Below are 14,559 nucleotides of genomic sequence, written 5' to 3' on the forward strand. Positions count from 1 at the left end.
AAGATTACCCCTTGCGATGTTGGAGCACCTGATAAATGGCGGAGACTATACTCCCGATCATGGAGACGATCGACGTGACGAGTGACATGATGTTCACCCAGTCATCGCCGCCCTTCGCCTGGACCCCAGGCGGTAATTTGGTATCGTAATAGACATAGAACAGGACTGCGGCGATTAAAAACAGTCCAATAGGAAGTATCTTCTTCGCCATCTACAACTAACCCCCCGCTAAATTCGCACCGGCTGAAAATATGTGTTGCGCTCGCGCCGGTGCCCCTCTTCGGCCAGCGTCCAAGCTGCTGGCAGCTGATATCATTGCACAGATCACCTGAAATGGAATAGGAATAAGGAAGCAATCCGCGATTGAGGCTTACCACTGGGAATGATACCGGACCTGGGCAACCCTGTCCGCGCTACGTCATATTGCTGTCTCAGCAGAACAGTCGAAGTTTCCAGACACGCACGGCCATTCCAAGGGCGGGACGGGTCCCACGCGGCGCGCTGAAATTGAGCCGCGACATTTGCGCCAGTTGCGACATTGAAGGGCCGGGCCGCTGAAGAGCCTCCGCCAATACGCGTCTAAACTCTTCCATCCTCGAAGCGATCGACAATTACGAACCAGCGCCGAGCTGCCGCTCAGCGTTGGTTCATGGCGCTTCTGTCAAGCTCGGCACCGTCAAGCCTGAATTGAAGTGGAACCGCAGGCCTTCAGGAAAGTTGCTCCGCAGTTCCACACAGCAAAGCGAGACTAAGTTGAATCGCCGTCAGTTCATTCAATCTGCGGCTGCGATCCCGGTCGCTGCATCCTTGGCGCAGCGCGCATCAGCAGCGGCGCCGGCGGCGCAGCCGTTCAGCGCGGCCTCGTTGCGCGATCTCGCGCGCGCGCTTGCCGCCAAGCCCTATGCCGCACCGGACGACAAGTTGCCGGATGCGCTCGCCAAGCTCGACTACGATGCCTATCGCTCGATCCGCTTCCTGCCCGAGCATGCGCTGTGGCGGGATGAGAAGCTGCCGTTCCAGGCGCAGTTCTTTCATCGCGGGTTCATCTACAAGGACCGCGTCGACATCTACGAGGTCGTGGACGGACAGGCCAAGCCCGTGGCCTATCGTCCGGAGGATTTTGCATTCGGTCCGCAGGTGCCGGCGTTTCCGGCGGCCGATCTCGGCTTCGCCGGCTTCCGCATTCACACGCCGATGAACCGGCCGGACTACTACGACGAGGTCTGCGTCTTTCTCGGCGCCAGCTATTTTCGCGCGGTCGCCAAGGGCGAGCTCTACGGGCTCTCGGCGCGCGGGCTGTCGATCGACACCGGTGAGGCCAAGGGCGAGGAATTCCCGGTCTTCAAGGCGTTCTGGCTGGAGAAGCCGACGCAGGGCGCGACCGCGATGGTCGTGCATGCGCTGCTCGACAGCAAGAGCGCCACCGGCTCCTACCGCTTCACCATCCGCCCGGGCGAAACCACGGTGTTCGACGTCGAGGCCTCGCTGTATCCGCGCGTCGAGATCGCGCATGGCGGGTTGGCGCCGATGACCAGCATGTTCCTGTTCGGGCCGAACGACCGCAGCGACGGCGACGATTTCCGCCCCGCGGTGCACGATTCCGACGGGCTCGCGATGTTCAACGGCAAGGGCGAGCAGATCTGGCGTCCCCTGAGCAATCCGCGCGACCTGCAGGTCAGCGTGTTTAACGACCTCAATCCGCGCGGCTTCGGCCTGATGCAGCGCGAGCGCAGCTACGCCGCCTATCAGGACCTGGAGTCGCATTTCGAGCAGCGGCCGAGCCTGTGGATCGAGCCGATCGGCGATTGGGGCGAAGGCGCCGTGGTGCTGTTCGAGATTCCGACCAAGCAGGAGATCCACGACAACATCGCCGCGTTCTGGCGGCCGAAGACGCCGCTCGCCGCCAAGGGCGAGCACAACATGACCTATCGCCTGCATTGGGGCCCGGACATGCCGAAGCCGCATGCGCTGGCGCGCTTCACCCGGACCGGCGTCGCCGCGCAAGGCGAAGGACGGCTGTTCGTGCTTGAGCTTTCGGGCGACGCGCTCAAGGGGCTCGATCCCGCCGCCGTCAAGGCCGTCGTCAGTGCCGAGAAGACCGAGGTGACGAACGTGGTCGCGCAGCCCAATCCCGAGACCGGCGGATGGCGCCTGAGCTTCCAATGCGCCGCCAAGGATGCGCCTGTCGAGCTCAGGGCCGAATTGTTCGCGAGCGACAAGCTCGTCTCGGAGACATGGATCTACCGATGGACGCCGTGAGCGCACGCCTGCCGCGCCAGCCATTGGTCGAGCGTGGCGCCGAGTTCCTGCCTGCGGAGGCGCCGTGCGCGATGGCGCCCTCGCCGTTGTCCGAGCTGCCGTCCGGCGCACGGACGATCAATAGCGGCATGGGCGTTGCACTGCGCCGCGGCCTCGTGCTTGCCGCCACCGCCGCGCTGACGGGCGCGGGTTGCGCCAAGATGTACGAGGTCGTCGAGGTCGGCGGCGTGACCGTGCTGGAAGGCATGGTGCTCGTGCTGTTCACGATCCTGCTCGCCTGGATCGCCTTCGCGTTCGTCACCGCGCTGGCGGGGTTCGGCGTGATGCTGCTGCGGCCGCGGGAGACGATCCCGATCGATGTCGGCGGGCCCCTTCCCGTGCTGTCCAGCCGCATCGCAATGCTGCTGCCGACCTACAACGAGGATCCCGACGCGGTGATGGTGCGGCTGCGCGCCATGATCGAGTCGGTGGCCGCAACCGGCCAGGCGGAGCAGTTCGACTGGTTCCTGCTCAGCGACACCACCGATCCCGATATCTGGATCGGCGAGGAGGCCGCGTTCCTGGCGCTGCGCGAGGCGTGCGGCGACGCCCGCGTGTACTACCGGCATCGCGCCGACAATGTCGCGCGCAAGTCCGGCAACATCGCCGAATGGGTGCGGCGGTTCGGCGCCGCCTATGCGCACATGATCATTCTCGATGCCGACAGCCTGATGAGCGGCGACACCGTGGTGCGGCTGGCCCATGCGATGGAGCAGACGCCGCAGGCCGCCCTGATCCAGACGCTTCCGGTGATCGTCAACGGCGGCAGCCTGTTTGCAAGGCTGCAGCAGTTTGCGGGCCGGCTCTATGGTCCGATCATCGCCTCCGGCAATGCCTGGTGGTACGGCGGCGAAGGCAATTACTGGGGCCACAACGCCATCATCCGTGTGGCCGCCTTCGCGCAGGACGCGGCGCTGCCGGAGCTATCAGGGCGAAAACCGTTCGGCGGCCACATCCTCAGCCACGACTTCATCGAGGCAGCGCTGATGCGGCGCGCGGGCTGGGGCATCTACATGACGGTGAAGCTTGGAGGCAGCTACGAGGAGGTGCCGCCGTCGCTGATCGACTATGCCGCGCGCGACCGGCGCTGGTGCCAGGGCAATCTGCAGCATCTCGCGGTGCTGCCGGCGCGCGGGCTGCACTGGGTATCGCGGCTGCATCTCTTGATCGGCATCGGTGCCTATGTCACCGCGCCCTTGTGGCTCGCCTTTCTTGTGCTCGGCATCCTGATCTCGCTGCAGGCCAACTTCGTCCGCCCCGAATACTTTCCCAAGGGCTTTGCGCTGTTTCCGTCCTGGCCGGCGCAGGATCCCGTGCTCGCGGCACAGGTGTTCGGCGCGACGCTGGGCCTGCTGATGATTCCGAAGCTGCTGGCCTGTCTCGCCACTTTGTTTACGCCGTCCGTGCGCCGCGGCTTCGGCGGGGCCTTCCGCCTGTGCGCGGCGGTGCTGGTCGAAACCGTGCTCGCCGCGCTGATCGCGCCGTCGATGATGATCTTCCAGTCGGTCGCCGTGATCGAGATCCTGCTCGGCCGCGATGCCGGCTGGCAGGTGCAGCGGCGCAGCGATGGCGGCATCAGCCGCCGGGAGATCGTCCGCAAGTTCACGCTGCCGACGGTGTGCGGCCTGGTGATGGCGGCCAGCGCCTATGCCGTGTCGCTGCCGCTGCTGGCCTGGATGTCGCCTGTCATCGCCGGCCTCGTGCTCGCGATTCCACTCGGCCTGCTCACCGCCGGCCGCGGACTGGGCGCGCGCCTGTTCACGACTCCCGAGGATCGCACGCCGCCGCCGGTGCTGCTGCGCGCCAAGGCGCTCGCCGGGGAGCAGCGGCCGGAGCGACGCGCGGCCCTCGCCGAGTTGCGCGACAACGCCGCGCTACGCCGCCAGCACCTCGCCTCGCTGCCGCCGCCACGCTCGCGCGAGCCGGGTGACATCGACGTCGACCTCGCTACCGCGAGAGCTCGGATCGCCGAGGCCGGCACCTTCGCGCAGGCCACCCGCTTCCTGTCGCGCCGGGAGACGCTGGCGGTGCTCAACGACCGCGCCGCGCTGGAGCAGCTCGTCGCGCTTCCGGCGTGAGCGAGGAGACGCGTTACTTCGTCAGATGGGCCGAGGCGATCGCCTGCTGGAACAGCGCCGTCAGCGCCGCGCCGATGCTGCCGCTGGAATCGACCTCGTAATAATAGCCCGGGCTGGCGCAGGACTTCATCACGGTGCCGATGTCGTTGCGCCAGGGCGCGATATAGGTCGTGTACCAGCTATTGTTGGTGATCGCGAGATAGGTGGTGTAGAGCACCGCGATCTTGATGCCGCGCGCCTTCAGCGCGGTGCAGGTGGCGGTGTTCAGCGGCTCCTGGCAGCGGCCGCCCGAGACGGTCGTCTTGCTGCAGGTGGTCGGATAATTATAGTCGGCGACGCCGTCCGAGATGAAGAACAGCCATTTCTGCGGGCTCGTCGACGAGCCATCGCCCTGCGACGGAATCACGCCGCTCATGGCGGACATCGCGCCGTCGAAATCAGTGCACTGGTCGTTGTTGTAGCCGCTATAGGGGATGGTCATCAGATCGAGCGAGCTGAGCGACGACTTCACCGCGGACATGCTCGACGACAGGCTGGCCACGGTCGTCAGACCGAGCGAGCCGCAGTCGCTGCCGAGGCTGTAGAACGCCATGCGGTACTGATTGCTGACGACCTGGCTCGAGGTCGCGGTATCCGTGAGCGACTGCGCTGCGCTCCGGACGACGTCGATCCGCATCGTCACGCCCTTGTTCTTGGCGATCTGATAGTAGCTGTTGGTCTGCAGCGTCTTCTTCGTGCTCGACGTGTAGACGTCGTGGCAGGCGAAGGCGCATTTGTCGGAGGTCGCGTTCTGCAGCTTGGTCATGTCGGCCGTGGTCGCGCCGAGGCCCTGCGACGGCGAATTGTCGACCAGAACGTAGAAATCCATGTAGGTCGGGAACGACGCCGAGGCTGACGACGACGTCGCAATCGTCATGGTCGGATAGCCGAACATGTACATGAAGATCGTCTTGACGACGACATTGGCGCTGCCGACCACGGATCGCGCGCTCACACTGTCGGTGATGGTGATGTTGATGGCGTTCGCCGTCAGATTGTGGGCGGCCATCTGGCCGTTGAACATGTTGGTCGCCGCGGTCTTGGCGTCCGAGGCCGATCCGCGCATGGCGGCATAACCGGTCGCTGCCAGCATCGCGGCGTCCAGGGAGGCCGACAGCTTGGCCTTGGCGCGCACCGCCATCGAGTAGTCGATCGCCGAGCCGATGAAGGCGAGGATCGGCAGCAATGCGATGGCGAAGATGACGGCGATATTACCGCTCTCGTCACGACGGAACCGCGAGAGAATCGTAAGGTAAGGTTTTCCGGCCGACACGGCCACGCTCCCAACAAACAAGATCTGTTGGGCGGGATGTTGCTGGCCAAGCGTTGCATTGGAATTGATTGAATTGCAGAGAGTCGGTTACACCGTGTTTCCGATTGTCCTAAACGGTGCGGCTGCACCGTCCTGGCACCGCATGTCTGATATGCGGCGCGTCCGGCGCGGCGCAGGGCCGCTCAGGCGGGGATACGCCGCCCCCTCCTCCGGTACCACGATTGCAAAGCGAGGTCGCCGATAGCATAGTCCCGCCGCTTTTCAGCGCCGTTGCGCTGATTCTTCAGGGGTGTTTGGGGACGACGATGGCAGATGCCGATCTTGATGCCGTGATCCGGCAACTGGCCAAGCAGCAGAACAAGACCATCCTGGCGGCGGCCAAGAAGCGGAAGGACCGCTTCAACGGGCTGGCCATGAAGGCCAAGGACAAGGACGCCAAGGAGCGGTTCAAGATGCTGGCCCGCGAGGCGGTCGAGCAGGCCAATGCGGCCGCACGCCGGCTGCTGATCTCCGCCGACAACGTCGCCGACAGCTATGCCCGCGCGATGCGACAGGCCGCCGCGGCGGAGTTGCCGAAGACGCCCGAGAAGAAGGCCGACAGGCCGGCCGACGCTCCGGCGGCGAAGCCGTCAGACAAGGCGGCCAAGAAGGCTGCCAAGAAGTCCACCAATAAGCCGCCTGCCAGGGCCGCGGCGAAGAAGGCGGCGAAGGCGAAGGACTGACCCGGACGCCCCACCGAGACGGACGCCTGCCGAAGGATCACCACTCCGCGCGATGCCTCACCAGGGCGCAGGATCGCGCAGCTATTGCTGTCCCGAAAATTTTGCCGTTCCTAGCAACCATCGCCGCGTCGCCGACTTTCTCCGGAGGTCTTTTTCGACGCGGAGATGGGAATGAAGGCGCTGGTCTGGCATGGCAAAGAGGACATCCGCTGCGACACGGTCAGCGATCCCGAGATCGAGCACGCGCGCGACGCGATCATCAAGGTGACGAGCTGCGCGATCTGCGGCTCCGATCTCCACCTGTTCCACAACTACATTCCGGCGATGATGCCCGGCGACATCATGGGCCACGAGACCATGGGCGAGGTCGTCGAGGTCGGCTCCGGCGTCAACGGCAAGCTGAAGAAGGGCGACCGCATCGTCGTGCCCTTCACGATCATCTGCGGCGAATGCGACCAGTGCAAGCGCGGCAATTTCTCGGTGTGCGAGACCACCAACCGCAACAAGCACATGGCGGAGAAGGTGTTCGGCCACACCACGGCGGGCCTGTTCGGCTACACCCATCTGACCGGCGGCTATCCCGGCGGCCAGGCCGAATATCTCCGCGTGCCCTACGCCGATGCGACGCACATCAAGGTGCCGGCGAGCATGACCGACGAGCAGGCGCTGTTCCTCAGCGACATCTTCCCGACCGGCTGGCAGGCGGCGGCGCAATGCGACATCGAGCCTGACGATACGGTAGCGGTGTGGGGCTGCGGCCCGGTCGGCCAGATGGCGATCCGCAGCGCCATTCTGCTCGGCGCCAAGCAAGTGATCGCGATCGACCGCATTCCCGAGCGGCTGGCGATGGCCGAGGCCGGCGGCGCGATCACGATCAATTTCGACAAGGAGAGCGTGGTCGGCCGGCTCAACGAGCTGACCGACAACAAGGGTCCGGAAAAGTGCATCGACTGCGTCGGCCTCGAGAGCCACGTCAGCACGGCGCAGCCGGACACCCTGCTCGATCGCGCCAAGCAGATGTTCATGCTCGAGAACGACCGGCCGCACGTGCTGCGCGAGATCATCTATGTCTGCCGTCCCGGCGGCATCATCTCGATCCCAGGCGTGTATAGCGGGCTGTCGGACATGGTGCCGATGGGCGCGCTGATGAACAAGGGTTTGTCGATCAAGACCGGCCAGACCCACGTCAACCGCTGGACCGACGACCTCACGCGGCGGATCGAGGACGGTCAGATCGATCCGTCCTTCGTCATCACCCACACCGTGCCGCTGGCGCAGGGTCCTGAGATGTATCGCGCCTTCCGCGACAAGCAGGACAGCTGCGTCAAGGTCGTGTTGAAGCCATAAGGGATCGTACAGCATGTTTCATTTCTCGAATCTCGTCCGCTCCAAGGGCGATCCCAAGATCATCTCGACAGGCCCAAGCTCGCTGACATCGGCGGACCGGCTGGCGCGCGGGCTCGGCTGGTTCTCGATCGCGCTCGGCACGCTGGAGCTGCTGGCGCCGCATCGCGTCACCAACGCGCTGGGCATGGAGGGCCGCGAGGGATTGGTGCGCGCCTATGGCGTGCGCGAGCTGCTCGCCGGCGTGATGACCTTGTCGGTGGAGAAGAAGGCCGGGCTGTGGAGCCGGGTCGCCGGCGACGGGCTGGACATGGCCACGCTGCTCGGCGAGGTCAGGCCGAGCAATCCGCGCGTGGGCACCGTGATGGCGGCGCTGGTGATGGTCGGCGGCATCACCGTGCTCGACTACATCGCGGCGCAAGACGTCGCGGCCCAGCATGATCCGCGGCGCGGCCGCAAGCGGCTGTACACTGATCGCAGCGGCTTCCCGAAGGGCATCACCGCCGTCAGGGGCGCCGCTCTCCCGAAGCCGAAAAGCACCGTCGCGACCTGAGGCCGCTCGCGCGGTCGCGCGGCGCTACGGCTTCAGCGCCACCGTGAACAGGCGGAAGCCTGCGATCTTCGGGAAGGCTTCCGCGGCCTCGGGCGAGGCCAGCGCGACGACCGCGGCGCTCACCTCGCCATTGCTGAGGCGCGTGATCGCGGTCGCCTGCCCTTCCAGCAGCAGCACCTCGGACGCACCGGCCGCATTCATCGCCGCGGTGATCTTGGCGTTGGACTTGGCATAGCGCTCGTCGATGGCGATCACCTTGCCGCTGAGATCCGTCACGCCGCGGACATTGGGCCGCGCCAGCAGCACGGCGACGAGATGGCTGTCGGCCGGCCCTTCGGGCACACGTAGTGCAGTCATGCGCTCGGCCAGCTCGGCCGCCACCGTGACGGCGGCCACCATGACCTCGGTCTGGACCTTGCCCGCATTTGCCGGAGCCGCCTTTGCAGCAGCATCCTTGGACGCAGCATCCTTTGGCGCAGCGTCCTTGGGCGGGGCATCCTTGGCAGCAACATTGGCAGGGGATGGCGGCGGAGCGGCCACGGGCGTGCCATCGGCGGGAGGAATGGGATCGGGCCGCGATGTCCGAATGACCGGATCGGCCGGCTTCGGATTTGGCGTCGGATTTGGCTTGGCCTCCGACTTGGCCGCGACGGCCTGAGCCGCGGCGCGGCGCTTGGCGGCGCGCGCATGCTTGCGCTGCAGGGCCGCGCGGCGCGCCACGCCGGTTGGAGCTTTGCGGCTCGCTTTCTCCGGCTCCGCAGACGACGGCGGCTGGATGGCGACCGGACGATCCGTGCAGGGCCCGCCGCTGAGATCGACACAAGGCGAGGCGAGTTGCGGCGTCACCGGATGGCTGCAGCCCGCCAGTGACAAGGCTGATATGACGGCCAACGCGCCAAAACAAAGCGCTCTCACTTTTCCGCTCCTGACGACTTCCCCGCGCGCAACATGCGCGTCTGTCTTGGCCTCCGATCTCACCCGTGATGCGTTAAACTCAGGCTTATTCGCCGGTCGCGAGCAGGCATGTCAGCGTGGCGTGGTTAATGTCCGGCGCACGAATCGGCCATTGCTGCCGGCGACGGCCGCCTCGCACGGGGCGCGGCGCAACTGACAAGAAAGGGCGAGACATGCCGGCCCTTTCAGGTAGTAATGTCGTGGTCATCATGAGGTCGGGGGACACGCTATGAGATCGTTCCGTCGCGCCTGCGCCGCAGGGCTGGCGCTCGGCTTGCTGGCAGGCCCGGGCACGGCGCGCGCCGACACCATCGCCCGCTACGACTGCACGATCGTCGGCACGTTGGGGCTCGAGCCGATCAGCGATCGCCCCGGCCACATGCTGGTCAGCTTCCAATATTCCTGCGTCGGCACCGACGGCCTGATGAAGGGGGCGACCTACACGGCCAATGTCGCCTCCGAATGGGAAAACCAGAAGGGGACGTATCTGTATGGCGCCGGCATCCATCGCAGCCCCGACGGCCATGCGGTGGCCGTGCTGACCGAAGGCAAGGGCTCCGTGCTGATGAAGGACGGCGCGCCCGCGATCTCCGAGGCCACCGGCAAGGTCGTCTTTCGGCTGGCATCCGGCCGCTTCGCGGCGCTCGCCGGCCGCACCGTGAATTTCACCGCCCGGCTGGTCGGGCCCGGACATCTGGTCTACGAGCTCACCGATTGACGGCGCAGGCGACGGTCCGGATTTCCGTTGATCGGATCACCGGCCGCCGCCATGTTGGCCGGCATGCGCGTCGCGACGGCCGCGCTCCTCCCCGCGCCGGGGCGGAACGATCCGCCGCCGCGGTTGTTTCTCGAACTTGCGAAGGATGCTCCATGGCCAAGACAGACCCCGCTGCCGGCAAGCCGATCGCCAATGCCGCGCTCGCCAACATTCCGCGGCTGATCACGGCCTATTATGCGCTCAAGCCCGACCCGCACGAGCCGACCCAGCGGGTCGCGTTCGGCACCTCGGGCCATCGCGGCTCGTCGCTGAAGACCGGCTTCAACGAGAACCACATCCTCGCCACCACGCAGGCGCTCTGCGACTACCGCCGCCAGCAGGGCCTCGACGGGCCGCTGTTCGTCGGCATCGACACGCATGCGCTGGCCGAGCCGGCGCTCGCCAGCGCGCTCGAGGTGTTCGGCGCCAATGGCGTCGAGGTGATGGTCGACAGAGACGGCGGCTACACGCCGACGCCCGTCATCTCCCACGCCATCATCTCCTACAACAAGGGACGGACGGCGCATCTCGCCGACGGCGTCGTCATCACGCCGTCACATAACCCGCCCGAGGACGGCGGCTACAAATACAATCCGCCGCATGGCGGCCCGGCCGACACCGACGCCACCGCCGAGATCGAGCGGCAGGCCAATGTCTATCTCGCCAACGATCTCGATGGTGTCTCCCGCATCAGCTACGCCCAGGCCAAGCAGCGCGGCTCAGTGCACCCATACGACTACATCACGCCCTATGTCGCCGATCTTGCCAACGCCGTCGATCTCGAGGCAGTGAAATCCGCCGGCATCAAGATCGGCATTGATCCGCTCGGCGGCGCGGCGATCGCCTATTGGGCGCCGATCATCGAGCGCTATGGCCTCAACGCCACGATCGTCAACGATGTCGTCGATCCGACCTTCCGCTTCATGACCGCGGACTGGGACGGCAAGATCCGCATGGACTGCTCGTCGCCTTACGCGATGGCCAGCCTGATCGGCATGCGCGAGCGCTTCGACGTCGCCTTTGCCAACGACACCGACGCTGACCGGCACGGCATCGTGACGCGCTCGGGCGGGCTGATGAACCCGAACCATTATCTGGCGACCGCGATCGCTTATCTGTTCGCCCACAGGCCGAATTGGCGCGGTGATGCGGCGATCGGCAAGACCATCGTGTCGAGCTCGCTGATCAATCGCGTCGCGAACAAGCTCGGCCGCAAGCTGGTGGAGACGCCGGTCGGCTTCAAATGGTTCGTCGAAGGCCTCGGCTCCGGCAGCTTCGGCTTCGCCGGCGAGGAGAGCGCCGGCGCCTCGTTCCTCAAGCGCGACGGCACGGTATGGACCACCGATAAGGACGGCCTCATCCTCGGCCTGCTCGCGGCCGAGATCATGGCCAAGCGCGGCCGCGACCCGAGCGAGCTCTACAAGGAGCTGACATCGGAGCTCGGCGCCCCCGTCTATGAGCGCATCGACGTGCCGGCCTCGCCGCCGCAGAAGGCCGCGCTGAAGGCGCTGACGCCGGAGAAGCTCAACTTGAAGGAGCTCGCCGGCGATCCCGTCCGCGTCGTCCACACCAAGGCGCCCGGCAACGGCCAGTCGTTCGGCGGCATCAAGGTCGAGACCGACTACGGCTGGTTCGCGGCCCGCCCCTCCGGCACCGAGGACGTCAACAAGCTCTACGCCGAAAGCTTTCGCGATGCCGAGCACCTGAAGCGCATCCAGAGCGAGGCCCAGGCGGCGCTGGCGAGGGTGGCTTAGCTCCGTCGGCCACGGCGTCGAGACGCGTGTGACAGCGAGCACATACGCATCAACCACACCAAGGCATGGTCCCCGTCGAAGGCTGCGTCGGGCAGCCGAGATGAGAGGGACCATGATTATGAATCGTCAGATTGCTTTGTTCGCCGCTGCAGCCACGCTCGCTGTGAGTTCTTTGGCGGCCTCGGGCGCTTCCGCCAACCCGCTCGACTATCGCTGGGCCAGCAACCAGCCCTACGTCAACTGCATGCGGAACGCCCATACGGTGGCGATGACCTATCCGCTGTCTCAGCGCAATGACTGGTACGACAAGCTGCGCCGCGCCTGCAATCGCGGTTATTATCCGAACGGCTTTCGCTGATAGCGCCGACCGACGAGACCTTCCGGAGCCCGCGAGGCCTGCGCCTTGCGGGCTTTCGTTTGATGCAAGGCCGCCGCCGAGTGCCCTGAACGGCACGTCCTCACGCAGTGTGCGCTTCGTCACATCGCCCGGTCTGCGCTTCGGGGCATGCTCCGCTCGATCCAAGCCGCTCACATGCAGCATCAACAAGAAGCATCATGCCCATGACCACGCGCATCTCCTCGATGACCCTCGCCGTACTGCTCGGCCTCATTGCAGGCGCTCTCAGCATCACCTCGGCGAACGCCGCGACGCGCGTCGTGGCCGGCCCCACATCCATCGCCGACAGGCCGGCCAATTCGCTCGTCGTTCCCGCCATCAAGCTGCAGGGCCCCAAGACGATCGGCAAGCGACCGGCGAGGGTCTGCCGCGGCGGCTCCTGGCGCCACTGCCCGACCTGAGCGCTATCCTCGCACAAGCCACACATCCGTTTTCAGTCAGAGACCAAAATGACCAGGCACATCCTCACCCTCGCAGCCGCTCTCCTCGTCACTGCGCTCACCGTCGCAAGCTCGCTCAGTCCGGCGGCTGCGGGTCGCTTCGTCGGCGCTCGGAGCGACATCAGCAACAAGCCGGCCGCCTCCCCCAGGCTGCCGCCGCTCGTCAATCAAGGCCTGATCAAGAGGTGCCGGGAGGAGTATTACGGGCCGAAGTGCCGCCGCTGATGAATGCGAGACGCCGTGGCGTCGGCGCAGGCAGGTTGCTCGCCGCCCGTCGTATCAACAGGTCTCGCCGCGGCCGTTTCCCTTTTTGCGCCAGTTCGGATATCGATGGAGCGACAAGGGATTAGACAGCGATCGGTGAGACCGGATGCGAAGCTCTTCGACTGCCTTGCGCGTCACCTTCAGCGCGCTCGCAACCTTCTTCATGCTGGCTGCGAGCGCGTCGGCGCAAATGGCGCCGGAGGCCACGGCACCGCGGCCGAAGCCGGCGCCGCCGATGCGCGCCGCGTCCTGTCATAACGGCCAGAGCTTCGATCGCTTTCTCGCCGAGCTGAAGCAGCGCGCGGTCGCCGAGGGCGTGTCGCAGCGCGCCATCGCCGCAGCGTCACCCTACCTCACCTACGATCAGGGCATCGTCAACCGTGACCGCGGCCAACGCGTGTTCGGCCAGCTGTTCACGGAGTTCGCCGGCCGCATGGCGGCGGTCTACCGGATGCAGAACGGCCAGCAGCACATCAAGATGCATGCGGCGGCGTTCGCGCGCGCCGAGAAGGAGTATGGCGTGCCGCCGGCGGTCATCGCCGCGTTCTGGGGCCTGGAGAGCGATTTCGGGTCCAACATGGGCAATCTGCCGGTGCTGCCGTCCTTGGTGTCGCTAGCCTATGACTGCCGTCGCAGCGAGCGTTTCCAGAACGAGACCATCGCGGCGCTCAAGGTCATCGACCGCGGCGATCTCACGCCGACGGAGATGATCGGCTCCTGGGCCGGCGAGCTGGGCCAGACCCAGTTCCTGCCGACGCACTACGTCACCTACGCCGTCGACTATGACGGCGACGGCCGCCGCGATCTCTTGCGGAGCGCGCCCGACGTCATCGGCTCGACCGCCAACTACATCGCGACCGGCCTGAAATGGCGCCGCGGCGAGCCCTGGCTGGAGGAGATCCGCGTGCCCTCGACCTTCCCCTGGGAGCAGGCGGATCTCACCGTCAAGGCTGCGCGCAGCAAATGGGCCGGTCTCGGGGTGACCTATGCCGACGGGCGGCCGCTGCCGAATGATGCCTTGGAGGCCTCCGTGCTGCTGCCGATGGGCCGCAATGGCCCCGCGTTCCTGGCCTACGCCAATTTCGCTGCCTACACCGAGTGGAACAACTCGCTGATCTATTCGACCACCGCGGCCTATCTCGCCACGCGCATCGCGGGCGCGGCGCCGATGCGCAAGCCGGCAGGTCCGGTTGCTCAGTTGCCTTTCAACGAGATCAAGGAGCTGCAGCAGCTCCTGGTGAAGGCCGGCTTCGATGTCGGCAAGGTCGACGGCGTGCTGGGGCAGCAGAGCCGCATCGCGGTCAAGACGATGCAGCAGCGGCTGGGGCTGCCGGCGGATTCATGGCCGACCGCCGAGCTGCTGGCGCGGATGCGCGGCGGCACGCAACGGGCGGCCGCGCCCGCACCGGCCACGGCGTCGCGCTGATCATCAACGAAGGACAACGGCCATGCCTCACGTCATCGTCAAGCTCTATCCGGGCAGGACCGAGGAGCAGAAGCAGGCGCTGGCGAAAGCCCTCACCGAAGCGGTGACGCGCACGCTCGGCTCCAGCGAAGACTCCATCTCGGTGGGCATCGAGGACGTCGCCCCGAACGAATGGACGGCCAAGGTGTACGGGCCCGATATCATCGAAAAGGCCGGTACGATCTACAAGAAGCCCGGCTACGAGCCGCAATGAGCTGATG

15 protein-coding genes are annotated in these 14,559 nt (G+C 66.0%); 12 read left to right on the forward strand and 3 right to left on the reverse strand.

What is annotated here, in order from left to right; all coding sequences use genetic code 11:
- Positions 1-4: 4 nt before the first annotated feature.
- On the reverse strand, positions 5-211 hold the full coding sequence (locus ACVILH_RS33155; RefSeq protein WP_456716649.1) for a hypothetical protein: 207 nt from the start codon (positions 209-211) through the stop codon (positions 5-7).
- A 542-nt stretch (positions 212-753) separates the two neighbouring features.
- Between ACVILH_RS33155 and ACVILH_RS33160 the strand changes: the two genes are divergently transcribed.
- Positions 754-2,259, forward strand: coding sequence for a glucan biosynthesis protein G (locus ACVILH_RS33160; protein WP_456716650.1), 1,506 nt, complete (start codon positions 754-756; stop codon positions 2,257-2,259).
- On the forward strand, positions 2,247-4,376 hold the full coding sequence (gene mdoH / locus ACVILH_RS33165; protein WP_456716651.1) for a glucans biosynthesis glucosyltransferase MdoH: 2,130 nt from the start codon (positions 2,247-2,249) through the stop codon (positions 4,374-4,376). The genes ACVILH_RS33160 and mdoH overlap by 13 nt, the downstream gene beginning before the upstream one ends.
- Positions 4,377-4,389: 13 nt before the next feature.
- Here the strand turns inward: mdoH and ACVILH_RS33170 are convergent, their stop codons facing one another.
- Entirely contained in the window at positions 4,390-5,688 is a 1,299-nt protein-coding gene (locus ACVILH_RS33170) for a TadE/TadG family type IV pilus assembly protein (protein WP_456716652.1), read from the reverse strand.
- A 305-nt stretch (positions 5,689-5,993) separates the two neighbouring features.
- On the opposite strand from ACVILH_RS33170, the gene ACVILH_RS33175 reads away from it, so the two are divergent.
- The 3 genes from ACVILH_RS33175 (at position 5,994) to ACVILH_RS33185 (ending at position 8,307) form a co-directional block, all read left to right on the forward strand.
- On the forward strand, positions 5,994-6,410 hold the full coding sequence (locus ACVILH_RS33175) for a hypothetical protein (RefSeq protein WP_456716653.1): 417 nt from the start codon (positions 5,994-5,996) through the stop codon (positions 6,408-6,410).
- Positions 6,411-6,581: 171 nt separating this feature from the next.
- The gene (locus ACVILH_RS33180) at positions 6,582-7,757 is read left to right on the forward strand and encodes a zinc-dependent alcohol dehydrogenase (protein WP_456716654.1); all 1,176 of its coding nucleotides are present in this window, start codon (positions 6,582-6,584) and stop codon (positions 7,755-7,757) included.
- Between the two features lie 13 nt (positions 7,758-7,770).
- Positions 7,771-8,307 carry a hypothetical protein gene (locus ACVILH_RS33185; RefSeq protein ID WP_456716655.1) on the forward strand — a complete coding sequence of 179 codons (537 nt, stop codon included), beginning with the start codon at positions 7,771-7,773 and terminating at the stop codon, positions 8,305-8,307.
- A 24-nt stretch (positions 8,308-8,331) separates the two neighbouring features.
- Here ACVILH_RS33185 and ACVILH_RS33190 read toward each other — a convergent pair whose 3' ends face one another.
- The gene (locus ACVILH_RS33190; protein WP_456716656.1) at positions 8,332-9,222 is read right to left on the reverse strand and encodes a hypothetical protein; all 891 of its coding nucleotides are present in this window, start codon (positions 9,220-9,222) and stop codon (positions 8,332-8,334) included.
- Between the two features lie 268 nt (positions 9,223-9,490).
- Between ACVILH_RS33190 and ACVILH_RS33195 the strand changes: the two genes are divergently transcribed.
- The 7 genes from ACVILH_RS33195 (at position 9,491) to ACVILH_RS33225 (ending at position 14,552) form a co-directional block, all read left to right on the forward strand.
- On the forward strand, positions 9,491-9,979 hold the full coding sequence (locus tag ACVILH_RS33195) for a hypothetical protein (RefSeq protein ID WP_456716657.1): 489 nt from the start codon (positions 9,491-9,493) through the stop codon (positions 9,977-9,979).
- A gap of 152 nt (positions 9,980-10,131) precedes the next feature.
- Positions 10,132-11,772: a phosphoglucomutase (alpha-D-glucose-1,6-bisphosphate-dependent) gene (gene pgm / locus ACVILH_RS33200; RefSeq protein ID WP_456716658.1), complete on the forward strand. Its 1,641-nt coding sequence runs from the start codon at positions 10,132-10,134 to the stop codon at positions 11,770-11,772.
- 112 nt (positions 11,773-11,884) lie between these two features.
- The gene (locus ACVILH_RS33205; protein ID WP_456716659.1) at positions 11,885-12,130 is read left to right on the forward strand and encodes a hypothetical protein; all 246 of its coding nucleotides are present in this window, start codon (positions 11,885-11,887) and stop codon (positions 12,128-12,130) included.
- Between the two features lie 197 nt (positions 12,131-12,327).
- Entirely contained in the window at positions 12,328-12,570 is a 243-nt protein-coding gene (locus tag ACVILH_RS33210; protein WP_456716660.1) for a hypothetical protein, read from the forward strand.
- A 48-nt stretch (positions 12,571-12,618) separates the two neighbouring features.
- Complete coding sequence (locus ACVILH_RS33215; protein WP_456716661.1) at positions 12,619-12,834, forward strand: hypothetical protein; 216 nt, start codon at positions 12,619-12,621, stop codon at positions 12,832-12,834.
- Between the two features lie 229 nt (positions 12,835-13,063).
- The gene (locus ACVILH_RS33220; protein ID WP_456717152.1) at positions 13,064-14,299 is read left to right on the forward strand and encodes a lytic murein transglycosylase; all 1,236 of its coding nucleotides are present in this window, start codon (positions 13,064-13,066) and stop codon (positions 14,297-14,299) included.
- 22 nt (positions 14,300-14,321) lie between these two features.
- Entirely contained in the window at positions 14,322-14,552 is a 231-nt protein-coding gene (locus ACVILH_RS33225; protein WP_456716662.1) for a tautomerase family protein, read from the forward strand.
- Positions 14,553-14,559 lie beyond the last annotated feature (7 nt).

Source organism: Bradyrhizobium sp. USDA 4353 (genome assembly GCF_054063215.1).

Excerpts from the sequence above, each read along its gene's own strand:
- ACVILH_RS33225 (WP_456716662.1), top strand. The coding sequence starts at position 14,322 with ATGCCTCACGTCATCGTCAAGCTCTATCCGGGCAGGACCGAGGAGCAG.
- ACVILH_RS33175 (WP_456716653.1), top strand. The coding sequence starts at position 5,994 with ATGGCAGATGCCGATCTTGATGCCGTGATCCGGCAACTGGCCAAGCAG.
- ACVILH_RS33220 (WP_456717152.1), top strand. The coding sequence starts at position 13,064 with ATGGCGCCGGAGGCCACGGCACCGCGGCCGAAGCCGGCGCCGCCGATG.
- ACVILH_RS33215 (WP_456716661.1), top strand. The coding sequence starts at position 12,619 with ATGACCAGGCACATCCTCACCCTCGCAGCCGCTCTCCTCGTCACTGCG.
- mdoH (WP_456716651.1), top strand. The coding sequence starts at position 2,247 with ATGGACGCCGTGAGCGCACGCCTGCCGCGCCAGCCATTGGTCGAGCGT.
- ACVILH_RS33155 (WP_456716649.1), bottom strand. The coding sequence starts at position 211 with ATGGCGAAGAAGATACTTCCTATTGGACTGTTTTTAATCGCCGCAGTC.
- ACVILH_RS33205 (WP_456716659.1), top strand. The coding sequence starts at position 11,885 with ATGATTATGAATCGTCAGATTGCTTTGTTCGCCGCTGCAGCCACGCTC.
- ACVILH_RS33195 (WP_456716657.1), top strand. The coding sequence starts at position 9,491 with ATGAGATCGTTCCGTCGCGCCTGCGCCGCAGGGCTGGCGCTCGGCTTG.
- ACVILH_RS33180 (WP_456716654.1), top strand. The coding sequence starts at position 6,582 with ATGAAGGCGCTGGTCTGGCATGGCAAAGAGGACATCCGCTGCGACACG.
- ACVILH_RS33210 (WP_456716660.1), top strand. The coding sequence starts at position 12,328 with ATGCCCATGACCACGCGCATCTCCTCGATGACCCTCGCCGTACTGCTC.
- ACVILH_RS33185 (WP_456716655.1), top strand. The coding sequence starts at position 7,771 with ATGTTTCATTTCTCGAATCTCGTCCGCTCCAAGGGCGATCCCAAGATC.
- pgm (WP_456716658.1), top strand. The coding sequence starts at position 10,132 with ATGGCCAAGACAGACCCCGCTGCCGGCAAGCCGATCGCCAATGCCGCG.